Genomic DNA, 14,969 nt, shown 5'->3' with positions numbered 1-14,969 from the left:
CAATGGCAGAACTCTTGCATATCTATACGAACAATCCGACAGAGGGTGGGAAAGACGGGACGGAGGTCAGCTCCGGTACAGAGCTTTCTCCGATCTCCGTCCTCCTTGATGCGGGCAAGGCAGAGGAGAAAGCCGTCAAATGCGCCATGCGCTGCGAGAGCGGCTTCCATATCGACGGAGCCTTGACGATCAAATTCGTTGGAGATCATGCGGATAAGTGGAAAGCGGCAATCAACAATGGATACACTGCCGAAACAGTATTGGAGTCCGCCGAGTGGAAAGACAGTATCTCATTATCCAATGTTGCTGATAAGAATACGATTTTCTGGGTCAAGGCACTCAGCGGTGTCGATGAGCCGCCGCAGCAGGATACGAGCGTGGACATTCAGGCAGAGGGACTCCTAGTCTCGAATTGAGGAGGTTCGTATGGCGTTCAAATACATCAATCCGGGCTATGCGGAGCTGCTCTCAGTTCGTGGCGGCACGACGGTGACGGGCGAGCAGTACAGTAAGACGGGCGTATCCTTCTGGCAGCCGGAAGAATATAAAGGGCTTCCCCTTTCCGAGGCACCTAACGAGGTTTATGTAAAACTCGATATGTACCTCAAGAATCCAAAAAATGCATCGGATTCCCGTCTTGAAATCGGTATTGGATTTGCCAACTGGGTCAGAGTGTACCCGCACCGAGGGCAGTGGGATATTGAGGGGCATGATGACAGCACTGTGTTCGATATTTACGAAACTGCTGAATTTGTGCGCCCGGATGCAATCAACAGCTTGTGGTTCCACATCAAACAGGGAAAAAACAATGACGGAATCTTTCATGTGATAGTAAATGAGCGCGTACTTTGCAACAAGCGGGATAGAAATATCTGGTACGCCAATGATACACACGCGAAGATTCTCATGGTACTCAGCAAGAATGATAATATCCTCATCTCGAATCTTATCCTATCGGATGAGGAAATCAGTCCGAGAGAGCAGGTCGTTATGCTGCCGATTAAGGAAACGCAAACGACCATGACCGACTCCGGGGATGGAAGTTATGAAGCGACGGCTGCGAATCAGGAGCTTCTGCAAACGGTTGATGTCACCGCACTGTCCACGCAGTATGGTGCAGATTCTCGTGTGACAGGAATCGCGCTCATTGGGAATCCTGCCTATCGGACGGCGGAGGGACTGTGCGCTCTGACGGCACTTGAAAAGAGTGGCGGGAATGTTACGGCGTATGGCAGACATATCGCCGCGCAGAATCCGACTTCTGTCATTATGGACGGGCGAACTACATCTATGACGATTGCGGAACTCTCAGGACGGCAGTTCGGATGGAGAGCGGGGACATGAGCATCAAGCTGAAGCCCGGCATCTGCATTGCGTGGCTGCCGATGGGGCGTGTTCACATCAAGCCAGTCATATACGTCAGTGTGATTCCCGTATTTCGTCAATCCGTACAGGTGAGCGGAGATACGTCACGTAAACTTCAAGTTGTTTTCACTCTTCATGCAGATACGGTGCGCCACATCCGAATCACGCAGAAGATTGTTGTCAAGGCAAAAACCATACGCCGCATTGGTCGTGGGGATAAGGTTCTAGCAGATACAAAGCGAACTCTCATCAAGCAGTCGCACATCCTTGCAGATACGAGGATTGAGATTCCGCACACGCTTACCTACGCTGCGTTCAGAGAGCGGGGCATTCGCTCCTTCTCCGTGACACTCGGGGAGCTTACGCTGTCCGATACGATTCAGATTGAAACTGTGCATCCGCTCTCCATCGGCGACAGCGTTCAGGGGCGCGTACTGGATTATGCCTTTCGCTTTCTCGTCGAGGAAACGAGTCAGCGGGGCATCGTGCAGTCCGTCAAGGGAACGTATAGCAGGGATTCTCTCCTCTATACGGCAATCCACATCTATGTCGAGCGGGCAAAGGTGTCACGCTATGTCGCCGAGATCGCGGGGGCACTTGGCTTGAAACTGCATCGTCTGACCGATGATTTCACCCCATCCCAGAACTTCGAGGGCAGTGGGATGACCTACCATGATTTCATCGTGGCACTTTTCGGATGGACGGCGAAATTGCCCCAGAGGCAGATCAACGTGTTCATACGGGGAGATACGCTTCATATCATTCAGCGCGGTATGGAGGAATCTGTCATTGACATTACGAACTGGCCGCACGCGCAGCCGACCATCGAACGGAAACTCGTGCGCTCCGTCTGGCACAGCGCGAACAACAATCATGAAAGTGGAGCGCACAACGAGGAGGATACCGCTCCCGTTCCTTTCACCGGCACAATTTCCTTCAAAGAAATCAGCCGCACTTACTCCAACGGCTTTCTCGTCCGTGAGACGAATGAGAACGGTTACAGCACCTACACATACGATGGGGAATACCTCGCGGAGAAGCGCACGCACAATGTGGGCGGCTCGACCAGCCGCACGGATTACGCCTACGCCTCCACAGGTCGCGACGTTTACCTCTTCAAGGAATGGGAGCGTACAACAGAACCCGTCAATGATGGGAAGAAGCACACGGAATATGACTGGGAAGATTGGAGCAATGAGAAGGGAACGGAGCGCATCACCTACCACGCGCCGCTCGGCTACGGATGGTATGCAACCACGGTTTATGTCGATGGCGCATTGGAGGGGAGCAGTTTGTCGCAGGGAAAGCCCGGCGGCAAGGCGAGTCAGTTCACCGTCGAGCAGTCGAATCTCAGCCTTGGTGCAAGTTACGCGAGCGATGATGAGCTTCCGTATTCCTCGCTCATCGACACCGAGTTTCCCGTTGTGGGCGCAGATTATCTGCGAATGCTGACGAGAGAAATCGAATGGCTCAATCGCAAGACGCAGGAGACAGTCACGGTGGAGATTCGCGCACGGATTCGTAGCGGCGTTCCCGACATTGACCACATCGTCGATTTTACCGAGCGCATCCGATTCGAGGGACACGAATACTTCCTTCAGTCCAATACGGTAGAGCTTACGCCGCGTCTTTTGCGGCAGACAATCAAGATGGTGAGGTGGTACGGATGAATGGAGTTGTTGGGCTTGCGGCAGCAATCCAAGCAGGACTGCGTAATGGACAATCTCAGGAATCTCGCGCCCAGCGCGGTATCATCCGTAACGGACGTGTCCATATCGGGGAGCGCTCCTATCCCTTCCGTGCGGCGGTGGACTGCAATACGTCAGAGGGGAGTTTGGTGTGGGTACAGATTTCAAGGGGCGGTATCGCCGTCATTGTGGGAGCGTGAGGGATATGCACAGGGCGCGAGTGAAAGCTGTGAGCGGGAATCGGGTGCTTGCGGATGGCGCATGGCTTACCTGCATAGGGAATCGAACCGTTCGTGAGGGAGAGTGGATCTGGACGGACGGTCGCTGCGTCTACGGGCATGAATCCGAGGGTGGCATCAGTTATGTTCCGACGAATGTCCTTTCCGGCATCCCACTTCTCCAAATAAAGTGGAAGGATCAAAAAAACCAGATGCTCCATTCGTACTACGCAAAAGGAAAGATTCATCCGCTCGGCTTTTCCCAAGAGGATATATGGATGGTCAACAGCAGTCGCCACTTCGCGTATGTCTCAGGCTATGGAATGCTCGATGCCGAAATGGATGAACGGGGAAATCTCTATACCCTCGAAGCTGTAAATGTCCTCGTGTTCCCGCTCGTCGGGGCGGATCAGCGTGACAGTATTCTCGCTGTTAAATGCAACGGAGAGATCATCGCCGCATACGATCTTGTGCAGATATTTGGTGCTCCCGCCGTATCCGGTCCCACTGACCTCTATAGCTGTCAAACAGAAGGCGGGCGGGTGGATAAAGAAGGGAACTTCAAAGTGATGATATGGCACGCAACATCAGAGCATGGGGGAGACGGAAGCCATGTCAGCACCGACCGATATGTGTTCTTCGACGGTCAGAACATGGAACCTTGGATGGAGAAAACCAAAACAACGTCAAGAGACTCTGTTACAGGGGAATCTTATACTTCGGAAAGCAGATGGAGCGCACCGGATTACAGTGTCCGCTATCCGCTCCATGACGGAATGTATATGCGCTTTCCCGCAAATCTGGATTATCTTATCTCCGGGAAAAAATATATCTCAAAGATTTACAGTGCAAAGGATGAGCTACTCATGGAGATTCCAACAAATCCAACGGCTCGTACCAGTCTCTGCCCTCTGGGACAAGGGAAATACCTAATCAACACAGGATCGCCCTTATATTTATGGAAAGATGGGCAGCTTACGGAACTGATGCGCGGATGCTATAACTACCGTCTGCGCAGGATGAATCATCTCAGTAAATGGAAAAAGGCAGGAGGTCTTTGATTATGGATCAGATTTTGACAATACGCCTCTATGCGGCGGGCATCGGCATCGTTGTCGGGGAGTTTCTCGGCAGCTTCGATGATCTGCTCTATGCCCTCGTCGCATTCGTGGCAACGGATTATGTCACAGGAGTTCTGCGTGCCGTCGTGGAGAAGAAGCTGTCCAGTGCGATAGGATTCAAGGGCATTTGCAAGAAAGTCTGCATCTTCACCCTTGTCGGCGTGGCGAATGTCCTTGATGTCCACATCATCGGGAGCGGCTGTGTCCTGCGCTCGGCTGTGATCTTCTTCTACATCTCGAATGAGGGAATCTCGATCATCGAGAATGCAGCGCGGATGGGGCTTCCCGTTCCGCAGAAATTGCAGGACATGATGGACAGCCTTAAAAATCAGTAGGATACATAACAACTTCAACGCCCGGCGGCTTATCGTCGGGTTATTTTTATGCCTACAAAGGTGACCACAAGAGCCATTTTTGTCTGCTGCTTCATGAAGGGAGATGTTGAAATGAGCAAGGGAGATGGACTTCGGGAAATGACGTATCAGATGGTGATGCGTGCTTCATGGAAAATGCTGCAGAGCGGGCTTTTGTCAGAGGACGAGTATCTTGCGTTTGAAGCGAAAATGCGCGAGAAATATCGCCCCGTCATCGGCGTACTATTTTCAGATATTGACTTGCTATCGTGCGGATAGTACGGGAATATAGGACTGGAAAGGAGGGAGCACCATGAAGATACGAAGAGTCCAACAAACTCAGACATTGCAGAAAAAACTGCGTGTGGCTGCCTATGCCCGCGTCTCTGTGGATACACTTCACCACTCCCTTGCGGCGCAAGTCAGTTACTACAGTACCCTCATCCAGAATAATCCCGAATGGGAATACGCAGGCGTGTATGCGGACGAAGGTATCACAGGCACAAGTACCACGCATCGGACGGAGTTCAAGCGCCTGATCGCCGATTGCAACACCGGGAAGATTGATTTGGTGCTTGTCAAAAGTATCAGCCGTTTTGCCCGTGACACCGTGGATTGCCTTCATACCGTCCGACGGTTGAAAGAGAAGGGGATCGCCGTTCGTTTCGAGCGAGAGAACATTGATTCCACATCCGAGGACGGAGAGCTGCTCTTGACACTGCTCGCATCTTTTGCCCAAGAGGAGAGCAGAAGCATCGGCGACAACATCCGATGGGGTGTGCGGAGGCGTTTCAGACAGGGGGTTCCAAACGGGCATAAAGCACCGTACGGCTACCAATGGGATGGTGAGATGTTCCGCATTATCCAAGCAGAGGGCGAGATTGTAAAGGAGATTTACCAAAGATACCTTGCCGGGGAATCTGCCTACGCCATCGCAAAGACACTCGCGGGGCGCGGAATCAGAGGTAGGCAGGGGAGACCCATCGAGCAGACCACGGTCAAAGACATCCTCTCCAACATTTCCTACACGGGCACAATGGCATTGCAGAAGAACTACATCAGTGAGGGGCATATCCGTAAACGGAATAAGGGAGAATTGCCTATCTACATGGTGGAAGGAATGTTCGAGCCGCTTGTGAGCAAGGATGACTTCGACAAGGCACAAGAGATACGAAAAATGAGAGCCGAACGGTCTGCGAATCGGAATCCTGTTCTTCTTCCGTTTTCCGGCATGGTGAAATGCGGGTGCTGCGGAAGTGGATTCAGCAGAAGAACTGCAGGGAAGTACAGACGGTGGGGCTGCAACACAAGAGAGCGGAAGGGCAGCACAGCATGTGATAGCCGTCCGATCAAGGAGGAGGAGCTTGTTGCTGCAGTCAGAGCCCTCATGGAGAAGGATGATTTCGATGCCGCAGAACTCAGGCATAAGGTGTCAAAGATCGTGATTCATGGTGATCGAATCGACTTCCATCTCGTCAACGGGCGCATAAAAAAGACTGCCCGAATCTACAACGGGCAGCGCGGAAGCAATCCCTTCACGAACAAAGTGTACTGCGCCTCCTGCGGCAGCAAGTGTGAACGTGATACTTGGACGAGGGGAACTAAGGTGTGGGCTTGCAGTCAGCCGCGCACAAAGTGCCGACTGAAACGGCTGCCCGAATCCGAACTAAAGGAAGCGGCAACATTCTTGTTCGGTGATGGCTATGAGGGTAAGATCGTACAGAACGTCGAGCGGATTGTTATATCCGATGATGAGGTCATATTTCAATTCAAAGAAGGAGGCGCATACCGATGGCAAAGACAGTGAGAGTCATCCCTGCAAGCCCTAAAATCTTTCGGCCTGAGGTTACGGAAGAACCCAGGCGGCGCAGAACGGCAGGATATGCCAGAGTTTCGACCGATCATGAAGAACAGGCTTCCAGTTACGAAATGCAGATGGCACATTACAAGAACTACATCGAAAGCCGCGCTGACTGGGACTTCGTCGGCATGTATTCGGACGAGGGGATAAGTGGAACCAACACAAAGAAGCGTGACGGCTTCAACCAGATGATCGAGGATGCCCTTGCCGGCAAGATCGACCTCATCATCACGAAATCGGTCAGCCGCTTTGCGAGAAACACAGTGGATTCGCTCCAAAACGTCCGCAAACTCAAGGAACATGGCGTAGAGATCTATTTTGAAAAAGAGAACATCTGGACGTTCGACACACGCGGAGAACTCCTTATCACGATTATGTCCAGCCTAGCTCAGGAGGAGAGCCGCAGCATCTCGGAGAACACCACATGGGGCAAGCGCAAGCAGTTCGCCGAGGGCAAGACCAGTGTGGGCTACAGTACATTTCTCGGCTATGACAAGGATTTCAAAATCAACGAGGAACAGGCGAAAATCGTAAGGCTCATCTACAAACTCTTCCTTGGCGGGCGATCCTTCTATGCCATTACCAAGGAACTGGAGAAGCGTGGCATCAAATCTCCGTCGGGAAAGGACAAATGGTACATCTCCACAGTGCGTTCCATCCTTACAAATGAGAAGTACCGTGGCGATGCGCTGATCCAGAAAGAGTACACGGCGGACTTCCTCGATAAGACGCGGCGGAAGAACACGGGCGAGATTCCGCAATACTATGTGGAGGAGCACCACGAGGCGATTATCCCGCCGGACTTATTCGATTTTGTGCAGACAGAAATCAAGGCACGGGAAAACGGCGGCAAGCACAGCGGTGTGAGCATCTTCGCGAACAAAATCAAATGTGGCTGCTGTGGCGGTTGGTACGGGGCGAAGGTGTGGCACTCCACGGATAAGTACCGCAGGGTGATCTACCGCTGCAACAAGAAATATTCCCAAAAGGGAAAGCCGTGCAGCACGAGGCATCTGACGGAAGAGGAAATCAAACGGATTTTCGTCAAAGCACTGAACTCCTTGGTGGAAGTCAAAGAGAGCGTGATTGCGGAACTCAGATCCCTGATTGACGGCATTTGCCAAACGGGGGAGTTGACGGAGGAGCGTAACGGTATAGAGCAGGAACTCGCTGTTTTGACAGAACGGCTCGAAATGCTGATTCACGAGAATGCACGGGTGGCACAGAATCAGACAGCGTATCTGAAACAGGAAAATGAGATTCGCGCACGCTATCTGGAAAAGCAGGGGCATATAGCGAGGTTGGGCGAGCGAATTGCCGAGAGGGAGAGTAAGAGAAAGACCTTGGAGGGCATGATTCAAGTCGTATGTGGGATCAATGGAGAGTTAGTTGAGTTCGACGAGGATTTGTGGAGCGGGCTGCTCGAGCACATTGTGGTTAAGGAGGGCGGAGCGGCAGTCGTTGTTTTCAAGGGTGGGGTTGAAATTGGTGTTTATGGATGAAGATATAAATTCAAGAGATCACCTTTCACGCAAAAGATTCCATTTACCAGAAGCAGCCTCGCAACAGACACAGCAAAAAGGACGACCTTTCAGTCGCCCTAAGAAAGATGCCCTTCAATCATCGGTATGGGGCAGCAACACTCAAATCGTCACCGTTCCACTGTGTTCCATATCGACGGTCACTGTCGCAGTGGGAAATGTGATCTCGTAGACAATGAGTGCGTCACCGACCGCAGCAATTGTTTCGTCGTAGCCCGGAATCTTTGCTGTGAATGTATCAGCGAGGTCGAAGATACTGCGCTTGCTCTTCGCGGCAGTGCCGACGGCACGGACGTGTTCCGTTCCCCCGTCATGAGGGATCGTGGTGAACGAAACTGTATGGTTTGCGTCAATTTCACCAACCTTTGCATTGTCTGGAAAGGTTGCGAAGTAGACGAGCTTTTTCTCCTCTGCATAGACAAAATTCACAATGCGCACATGGGGCGTATTGTCCACCGATGTTGCAAGTGCGAGGTCTTGATGTACTGCCATCAGGCGCAGAAATTCGTTACTCAGGTTCATATCCATACTCCTTTTCTTTGTGTAGTAGTTGTAGTATAGTATAAAAAGGTGTCAATTTGCGGCACCTTTATGGAGGATGTGTATGAATAAATCCGAGCGTCTGAACGATATGATACGTTATCTTTCGGGAAAGAACTCTTTTCGACTGCGTGATCTGATGGAGCGATACAGTATTTCGCGCAGTTCCGCTCTGCGCGATGTGCGTGCACTTGAGGAGTTGGGACTGCCAATTTTCACACGCGTAGGACGCGGCGGGTCATATGGGATTCTACCGAATCATCTACTTACGCCGATCCTTTTTACAGTAGATGAAATGTATGCGCTCTACGTTGCCATGCGTACGCTCGACTCATATCAGACCACACCGTTTCATCTGGATGTGGTGCGTCTGCGGGAGAAATTTGAGGAGTGCGCCCCTCTCCACAGGACATCCCTGCAGCGTATCGCGGATATTTTACGCCTTGATGTAACGAAGCACGCGAATGAGAGTGCATGTTTGCGGGATATTTTACAGTTTGCTGTAAAGGAGCAGCCCTGCGTGATTTATTATCAAAAGAAAGAACTGCGCCGCTATACAGTGCAGTTCTTCGAGATTCGCGCAGCGTATGGGCAGTGGTATGGGACGGCACACGATTTCGAGATGGGGCAGACGCGTGTCTTTCGGTGTGACCGCATCACTGCGGTGGAGGAGTGTATGGATGTGGCGGGGATGCCTCTCTCGTCCTTTGTACGCCCCTCAGAGGAACTTTATCGCCGTGCAGATGCTCTCTCCTTTGTTGTCGAAATTACAGCAAAAGGACGAGATTTTTTTTATAAAGAACACTATCCATCCATGCGACTTGTGGAGGAGAATGGGCGGTACTATATCCATGGATTTTACAATGTGGGCGAGGAGGAGTTTATCGCGGATTACTTTATCCACTATGGAGATGAAGTTCAAACGGTCGAGTCTATGGCACTCAGAGAGGTGATCCGTACACGGCTACGTACGTTGACGATGCATTATAAGGAGATGGCTTAATTACTCATCGACTACATTTTGATTATGTGCAGAACCTCCCGCATAAGGAAACTGTGGCAGGCACAAACGAAATGCGAAGGTCTCGCGATCAACGATACCGATTGTCTGGTCGCTATCGTATAGGGCGAGCAGGAACTCTGCCATTTGGTTGCTTGTGTGATAGGTGCCGAACGCCTTGTCATAGTCATAGGCGGCGTTGTTGTTCGCGACTGCGCCGAACTCGGTCTGCGTTGCAGCGGGGGCAAGGAGCTTTGCACGGAGCTTCGCGCCGCGTGCTATGAGTTCATGTGCGAGTCCCTCGGTGAATGCACTGACATAGAATTTTGTCGCGCAGTAGGTGACAGCAGTTGGGACAATGGTGTAGCCGCCGACGGAGGAAATGTTGATCAGCTGCGTATCTTCTATCTCAGCGAAGTCTCGTACGAAGAGTGTGGAAAAGACGGTCAGTGCCTCGATGTTTAGATGAAGCATTTGCCTGATTTTGTCAAGGTCGGATGTGCCGACTGCGCCATAGCTTCCAAAGCCCGCATTGTTAATCCACGTCCCAATAGGTAAGGTTTTTATTGTATCATAGACTTGTGTGACGTTCTCGACAGAAGAGAGATCGGCAGTTTTGATAACGATGTCCAGCGCCGGATGTGCGGCAAGAATCTCTTCCTTTAGGGCATTTAGTCGCTCTGTGCGCCGTGCAATAAGGATGAGGTTGTGTCCGCGCTCAGCGAATCCTTTTGCTGTCGCCGCTCCGATGCCGGAGCTTGCTCCCGTGATGACGGTGTATCTGTTGTTTTGTTTGCTCATGATGAAATCCTCCTTCTGGCACTACTTTACAATGTAGAGTATACTCTATGTCAAGGAGAGGGGTTTATGGAATATAGTATTGGTGAATTTTCACGGAAAACGGGGCTGGGAATTCATACGCTGCGTTACTATGAGCATGAGGGTCTGCTCCTGCCGGAGCGTACGGCGGCGAATCGGCGGTGCTACTCTGAACGAGATGTTGCGTGGGCAGCATTCATCCTGCGACTCAAGGAGACGGGGATGCCAATTCGGGAGATTCGGCGCTATGCTGCGTTGCGGGCAGAGGGCGACGATACTCTTTCAGCGCGGATGGAAATGCTCATAGGGCACCGTGCCAATCTTGCGGCAGAGGTGGAGAAGCTACACGCACATATGGAGGCACTCGATGCCAAGATCGCATTTTATTGTGAGGCGATCGAGGAGTATGGTAAAGAATGATTTGATGCGGAGTGAGCCATGTCATATAATCTGCAAAAAAGTGTTGAAGTCATACATGGTCAGACCCATATATTGAAGAAGGTTTGGGAAAGACGTATTTTCTGTGTTATACTCTTTTTAAGAAAGCTAGTCATAAGGGAGAATGATGAAAATATAGAGAAGCAGTTGAACTTTACTTGCCAATAAATGGGGGATTGTTATGCAGATTGGTGTTAGAGATTACATCGATCCCAAAGCAAAAAAATATTATGAGTCATACTATGATGTCCTGCGGACGCAGAATTTCGACGATAAATCAAGATTGTTGAAACCAGGATATGGGAAAAAGATTCTAAGGGGATCAGAAAAAAGATGTAGATTTTGTGGTAAAGGGGGAGAGGCGGTAACTTTTAAGAAAATAGCTCACGCTTTTCCAGAATCAATTGGAAATAAAACTCTAGTATCAAACTATGAATGTGATGTTTGTAACCAGTACTTTGGAAATACTATTGAAAATGATTATGCGAAATTTTTTTCCTTGTATCACAGCATTATGCAAATAAAAGGAAAAAAAGGTCTACAAAAATGTGAATTTAAAATACCTTGCTCAAAACGTACTATTGAATGTGCTGACTATTGTATAAAAATTTCCTTTAAGGAGGATGAACCGGCTATTTGTTGTTGTAAAGAAGTCAATAAACAATATCTGGATTTATCGTATAATGCTATTACAATTGCACGGCCAATAGCTAAGTGTAGCCCCATTGCTGTGTTTAAAGCCATCGTAAAAATGGCGATAACGGTTATGCCAACTGAAGAGTTGCCATTATTTACTGATGCTATAAAATGGATTCTTGAATCAGAGCATAAAAATTTTTATAAAAATAGAAAATTACTTGTTAGATATAAAATGATTCCTGGATTTAATGTAACGAAATATCCGCATTATATATTGTTTCGTCGAAAAAGATACATTTGGAATAAACCATATGTGCTTTTTAATTTGACGTATGGTTGCTTTTCCTTATTTGTAGAAATTCCAAGGATTGGCGGGGAGGATAATGAATCTGAGTTTAATTTTATGCCATTTCCTTCTATCCCTTTTTATACATCGACAGAAGGCTTTTGGGATCTTTCGGAAATCGAGACACATAAAGGAGATAAGCATAGTATAACATTGAATTTTGACTCCATTATGGACTATGATGAAAATATAAAGACTGAAATACCTATATGACTTTATCATTTATGAAATAATATTTCACGCCAAAGAGATTTCCACTCGCCCCACCTAGCATTTTGAATCTCTTTTTCTTTGCAAAGAATCATTAGCCATCTTCCCCTCTCTTGTGTTATAATTTTCTTATATTTGAAACATGGGAGGGAAGGCCGTTGTTTGCAAAGACTTATGGTGCGACGACCCTCGGGATTGACGGACGGATTATCGACGTGGAGGTGGATGTGTCTCCGGGGCTGCCGGGCTTTGAGCTGGTGGGACTTCCCGATACGTCGGTGAAGGAGTCGAAGGAGCGGGTACGGACGGCGATTCGCAACTCTGGCATCCAGCTGCGGCAGGAACGGGTGACGGTGAATCTTGCGCCCGCCGATGTGCGAAAGGACAGTTCGGGGCTTGATCTGCCGATTGCCGTTGGCCTCCTTGCATCCTACGGTATGGTTCCCGAGACAGCGGTGCAGAGTGCACTCTTCTCTGCGGAACTCTCCCTCGATGGAAACTGTCGTCCGATCAGCGGCATTCTCCCGATGGCGATTACGGCGCGTGAGCATGGGCTGACGGAGTTCTATGTTGCTCCCTCCAATGCAGATGAGGCACTCCTCATTGATGGACTGAAGATCTATGCAGTCGAGAATCTGGCGCAGCTTGTGCGCCATCTGACGGGCACGGAAACGCTCACGCCCGCCGCACCCAAACCCGTCAAAGACGCAAAAGACAATGCCTTTACCGATGACTTTGCGGATGTGCAGGGACAGTATCAGGCGAAGCGTGCGCTTGAGATTGCGGCGGCGGGAGGGCATAATGTCCTGATGGTCGGCGTGCCCGGTTCGGGCAAGACGATGCTGGCACGTCGGATGCCTTCGATTCTGCCGGAGCTGACGAAGGAAGAAGCCATCGAGATCACAAAGATTTACAGTATCTCTGGGCTGCTCGGCAAGGATACGGGGCTTGTGACGACGCGCCCCTTCCGCAGTCCGCATCATACGTCCTCGACGGTGGCGATGATCGGCGGTGGGAGCATCCCGCGTCCGGGCGAGGTGACGCTTGCCCATCACGGCGTGCTCTTTTTGGATGAGCTGCCGGAGTTCAGCAAGAAGACACTTGAGGTTCTGCGCGAGCCGATTGAGGATCGCCAGATTACGGTGTCGCGTGCGAATGCAACGCTGACGTTTCCCTCTAGTATAATTTTGGTAGCCGCGATGAACGAAGTAACGTCGATAACGATACAATGTAATGATGAACGAGAGGCGATTGTCACAGACAATACACAAGCTAATATATCTTCCCTGAGATCAACTGCGTGAGGTCATTCGTTTTTGTTGTTATTTAGAGAGTTTGAGGAAATAACAGTATATGTTCAAAAAGTATGACACTGAGGTGTTTGAAAAATTTGATAATCAAAAAAATGTACAGCATAATATATTTGTGTTGGTTGGCAATGGGTTTGATATATCAGTTTTGAACAAATTTAAAAAAGGGAAAATGAATGGAAAAACAACAAGTTATGCAGATTTTTATGACTACATAACTTACTTTAACTTATCCGATGATACGAACATTTTATATGAAAAAATGAAAGAAGACAGAAGGAGAGGGAAAGAGAATTGGAGCGACTTTGAAAATACTATCAGTGAATTATTCAATGAACATGTTTCTATTAAAGAGTTAGAGACTTGTATAGATAAGTTTCAGGCATATTTTACAAAATTTCTTAATGAATTAGTTGATGCAGAAACTTTGCTAGAGTTGAGTAAATTTGTAAGTAAAAATCATTTGTCGATACAATCTATGGCAAGCTTTTTAAAAGATCTGGGATCTCCAGATAGCCTTAGATTTATATCAAAAACGAGGCACTATGATTTATTCTATTATGTATTTGCCAATTTTAACTATACTTCACTATTAGATAACTACTTGTATTTAGATAAAATACAATTCGACCCTCATTGTTATAGAACGGTTGATACACATTTATCTTTTGGTGTAAATAAGAAAAAATTTGGCTCCGATACAAGATGGTCATCGTATCTTGTTTCTGAGATTATACATCCCCATGGAACACAAGATATACCTAGATCAATTCTTTTTGGGATTGATCTTCCTGAATATGATAAAGGGGAATCACAAGAAAAGAGATTGGTCAAATCATATTGGAGTCAATATGACGTAAAGTATAAATCATATATGGAAGAAGCCGAGCTGTTTATAATATATGGGATGTCATTAGGAAGAACAGATGCTTGGTGGATGGATGAGATATTTCAATCAATTTTAGATAGAGATGTAGAGCTTATAATTTATAAACATGGAGATGAAGACAGAGATTCTATCAAAAAGATGTTTATTGACTGTTGCATAAGACATGTTGATTGTAGTGAAGAAACCAAGAAAAAGGTTGAGGATAATATACATGTAGTCACGTTCGACAATAATGATACATATTTTCTTGGATTTAAAGTTAAGGAATAAGGATCGTTGGGGGAAAAAGTTGTAGGGTCGAGTGCATGGGAAATCGAGTCTGTGAAGAAAAGTCTGTAAATCGGATCTTCTATGATGTGTGCAAGTGTTAATCAGGCAATCTGTTAGGATACATAATCGCCAGTTCGCCTCGGATTTTACCCCAGTTCTTTATCGGCATCGTCCATTTCTTAGTGGCTTCAAACGTCGTCAAATAAAGAACCTTTAATAACGCTTGTGCACTAGGAAATACGCTCCGTTGTCGATTTAATCTGCGGTATGATGCATTAAGACTCTCTATGATATTCGTGGTATAAAATGCGGTGCGAACACCCATAGAGAACTTGAATATCGGTGTTATGACGTCCCAATG

17 protein-coding genes are annotated in these 14,969 nt (G+C 48.5%); 14 read left to right on the top strand and 3 right to left on the bottom strand.

Annotated elements, in window-relative coordinates:
- Positions 1-2 precede the first annotated feature (2 nt).
- The 9 genes from K341_RS0108740 (at position 3) to K341_RS0108705 (ending at position 8,108) form a co-directional block, all read left to right on the top strand.
- On the top strand, positions 3-416 hold the full coding sequence (locus tag K341_RS0108740) for a hypothetical protein (protein ID WP_026762525.1): 414 nt from the start codon (positions 3-5) through the stop codon (positions 414-416).
- Positions 417-426: 10 nt separating this feature from the next.
- Positions 427-1,344, top strand: coding sequence for a hypothetical protein (locus K341_RS0108735; RefSeq protein ID WP_026762524.1), 918 nt, complete (start codon positions 427-429; stop codon positions 1,342-1,344).
- The gene (locus K341_RS0108730) at positions 1,341-3,035 is read left to right on the top strand and encodes a hypothetical protein (RefSeq protein WP_026762523.1); all 1,695 of its coding nucleotides are present in this window, start codon (positions 1,341-1,343) and stop codon (positions 3,033-3,035) included. The genes K341_RS0108735 and K341_RS0108730 overlap by 4 nt, the downstream gene beginning before the upstream one ends.
- Positions 3,032-3,253, top strand: a complete 222-nt coding sequence (locus tag K341_RS12365; protein WP_071604418.1) for a hypothetical protein — start codon at positions 3,032-3,034, stop codon at positions 3,251-3,253. The genes K341_RS0108730 and K341_RS12365 overlap by 4 nt, the downstream gene beginning before the upstream one ends.
- A 5-nt stretch (positions 3,254-3,258) precedes the next feature.
- On the top strand, positions 3,259-4,332 hold the full coding sequence (locus K341_RS0108725) for a hypothetical protein (protein ID WP_026762522.1): 1,074 nt from the start codon (positions 3,259-3,261) through the stop codon (positions 4,330-4,332).
- Between the two features lie 2 nt (positions 4,333-4,334).
- Positions 4,335-4,727 carry a phage holin family protein gene (locus tag K341_RS0108720; protein WP_026762521.1) on the top strand — a complete coding sequence of 131 codons (393 nt, stop codon included), beginning with the start codon at positions 4,335-4,337 and terminating at the stop codon, positions 4,725-4,727.
- A 111-nt stretch (positions 4,728-4,838) separates the two neighbouring features.
- Positions 4,839-5,024, top strand: a complete 186-nt coding sequence (locus K341_RS0108715; RefSeq protein ID WP_026762520.1) for an SHOCT domain-containing protein — start codon at positions 4,839-4,841, stop codon at positions 5,022-5,024.
- A 34-nt stretch (positions 5,025-5,058) separates the two neighbouring features.
- Entirely contained in the window at positions 5,059-6,552 is a 1,494-nt protein-coding gene (locus K341_RS0108710; protein ID WP_026762519.1) for a recombinase family protein, read from the top strand.
- Positions 6,537-8,108 carry a recombinase family protein gene (locus tag K341_RS0108705; protein WP_026762518.1) on the top strand — a complete coding sequence of 524 codons (1,572 nt, stop codon included), beginning with the start codon at positions 6,537-6,539 and terminating at the stop codon, positions 8,106-8,108. The genes K341_RS0108710 and K341_RS0108705 overlap by 16 nt, the downstream gene beginning before the upstream one ends.
- A 141-nt stretch (positions 8,109-8,249) precedes the next feature.
- Here the strand turns inward: K341_RS0108705 and K341_RS0108700 are convergent, their stop codons facing one another.
- The gene (locus K341_RS0108700; protein ID WP_026762517.1) at positions 8,250-8,669 is read right to left on the bottom strand and encodes a pyridoxamine 5'-phosphate oxidase family protein; all 420 of its coding nucleotides are present in this window, start codon (positions 8,667-8,669) and stop codon (positions 8,250-8,252) included.
- An 82-nt stretch (positions 8,670-8,751) separates the two neighbouring features.
- On the opposite strand from K341_RS0108700, the gene K341_RS0108695 reads away from it, so the two are divergent.
- Positions 8,752-9,690, top strand: coding sequence for a helix-turn-helix transcriptional regulator (locus K341_RS0108695; RefSeq protein ID WP_026762516.1), 939 nt, complete (start codon positions 8,752-8,754; stop codon positions 9,688-9,690).
- Here the strand turns inward: K341_RS0108695 and K341_RS0108690 are convergent, their stop codons facing one another.
- Entirely contained in the window at positions 9,691-10,488 is a 798-nt protein-coding gene (locus tag K341_RS0108690) for an SDR family NAD(P)-dependent oxidoreductase (RefSeq protein WP_026762515.1), read from the bottom strand.
- Between the two features lie 66 nt (positions 10,489-10,554).
- Here K341_RS0108690 and K341_RS0108685 point away from each other — a divergent pair, with 66 nt between their 5' ends.
- The 4 genes from K341_RS0108685 (at position 10,555) to K341_RS0108665 (ending at position 14,608) form a co-directional block, all read left to right on the top strand.
- Positions 10,555-10,926 carry a MerR family transcriptional regulator gene (locus tag K341_RS0108685; RefSeq protein ID WP_026762514.1) on the top strand — a complete coding sequence of 124 codons (372 nt, stop codon included), beginning with the start codon at positions 10,555-10,557 and terminating at the stop codon, positions 10,924-10,926.
- Between the two features lie 199 nt (positions 10,927-11,125).
- Entirely contained in the window at positions 11,126-12,142 is a 1,017-nt protein-coding gene (locus tag K341_RS0108675) for an HNH endonuclease (RefSeq protein WP_026762513.1), read from the top strand.
- A 155-nt stretch (positions 12,143-12,297) separates the two neighbouring features.
- A complete protein-coding gene (locus K341_RS11740) occupies positions 12,298-13,443 on the top strand; it encodes a YifB family Mg chelatase-like AAA ATPase (RefSeq protein ID WP_081657294.1) in 1,146 nt (381 codons plus the stop codon).
- A gap of 49 nt (positions 13,444-13,492) precedes the next feature.
- On the top strand, positions 13,493-14,608 hold the full coding sequence (locus K341_RS0108665; RefSeq protein ID WP_026762512.1) for an AbiH family protein: 1,116 nt from the start codon (positions 13,493-13,495) through the stop codon (positions 14,606-14,608).
- Between the two features lie 97 nt (positions 14,609-14,705).
- Here the strand turns inward: K341_RS0108665 and K341_RS11735 are convergent.
- Positions 14,706-14,969, bottom strand: a 264-nt coding sequence (locus K341_RS11735; RefSeq protein WP_037349540.1) for a transposase, incomplete at its 5' end; no start/stop codon positions are given.

Origin of the sequence: Centipeda artemidis DSM 19719, assembly GCF_000426665.1 — a bacterium.
Taxonomy (GTDB): domain Bacteria; phylum Bacillota; class Negativicutes; order Selenomonadales; family Selenomonadaceae; genus Centipeda; species Centipeda artemidis.
This window is presented reverse-complemented; position numbering and strand designations above follow the sequence as displayed.

Coding starts and splice junctions, on each gene's coding strand:
- K341_RS0108740 (WP_026762525.1), top strand. CDS start 3: ATGGCAGAACTCTTGCATATCTATACGAACAATCCGACAGAGGGTGGG.
- K341_RS0108735 (WP_026762524.1), top strand. CDS start 427: ATGGCGTTCAAATACATCAATCCGGGCTATGCGGAGCTGCTCTCAGTT.
- K341_RS0108730 (WP_026762523.1), top strand. CDS start 1,341: ATGAGCATCAAGCTGAAGCCCGGCATCTGCATTGCGTGGCTGCCGATG.
- K341_RS12365 (WP_071604418.1), top strand. CDS start 3,032: ATGAATGGAGTTGTTGGGCTTGCGGCAGCAATCCAAGCAGGACTGCGT.
- K341_RS0108725 (WP_026762522.1), top strand. CDS start 3,259: ATGCACAGGGCGCGAGTGAAAGCTGTGAGCGGGAATCGGGTGCTTGCG.
- K341_RS0108720 (WP_026762521.1), top strand. CDS start 4,335: ATGGATCAGATTTTGACAATACGCCTCTATGCGGCGGGCATCGGCATC.
- K341_RS0108715 (WP_026762520.1), top strand. CDS start 4,839: ATGAGCAAGGGAGATGGACTTCGGGAAATGACGTATCAGATGGTGATG.
- K341_RS0108710 (WP_026762519.1), top strand. CDS start 5,059: ATGAAGATACGAAGAGTCCAACAAACTCAGACATTGCAGAAAAAACTG.
- K341_RS0108705 (WP_026762518.1), top strand. CDS start 6,537: ATGGCAAAGACAGTGAGAGTCATCCCTGCAAGCCCTAAAATCTTTCGG.
- K341_RS0108700 (WP_026762517.1), bottom strand. CDS start 8,669: ATGAACCTGAGTAACGAATTTCTGCGCCTGATGGCAGTACATCAAGAC.
- K341_RS0108695 (WP_026762516.1), top strand. CDS start 8,752: ATGAATAAATCCGAGCGTCTGAACGATATGATACGTTATCTTTCGGGA.
- K341_RS0108690 (WP_026762515.1), bottom strand. CDS start 10,488: ATGAGCAAACAAAACAACAGATACACCGTCATCACGGGAGCAAGCTCC.
- K341_RS0108685 (WP_026762514.1), top strand. CDS start 10,555: ATGGAATATAGTATTGGTGAATTTTCACGGAAAACGGGGCTGGGAATT.
- K341_RS0108675 (WP_026762513.1), top strand. CDS start 11,126: ATGCAGATTGGTGTTAGAGATTACATCGATCCCAAAGCAAAAAAATAT.
- K341_RS0108665 (WP_026762512.1), top strand. CDS start 13,493: ATGTTCAAAAAGTATGACACTGAGGTGTTTGAAAAATTTGATAATCAA.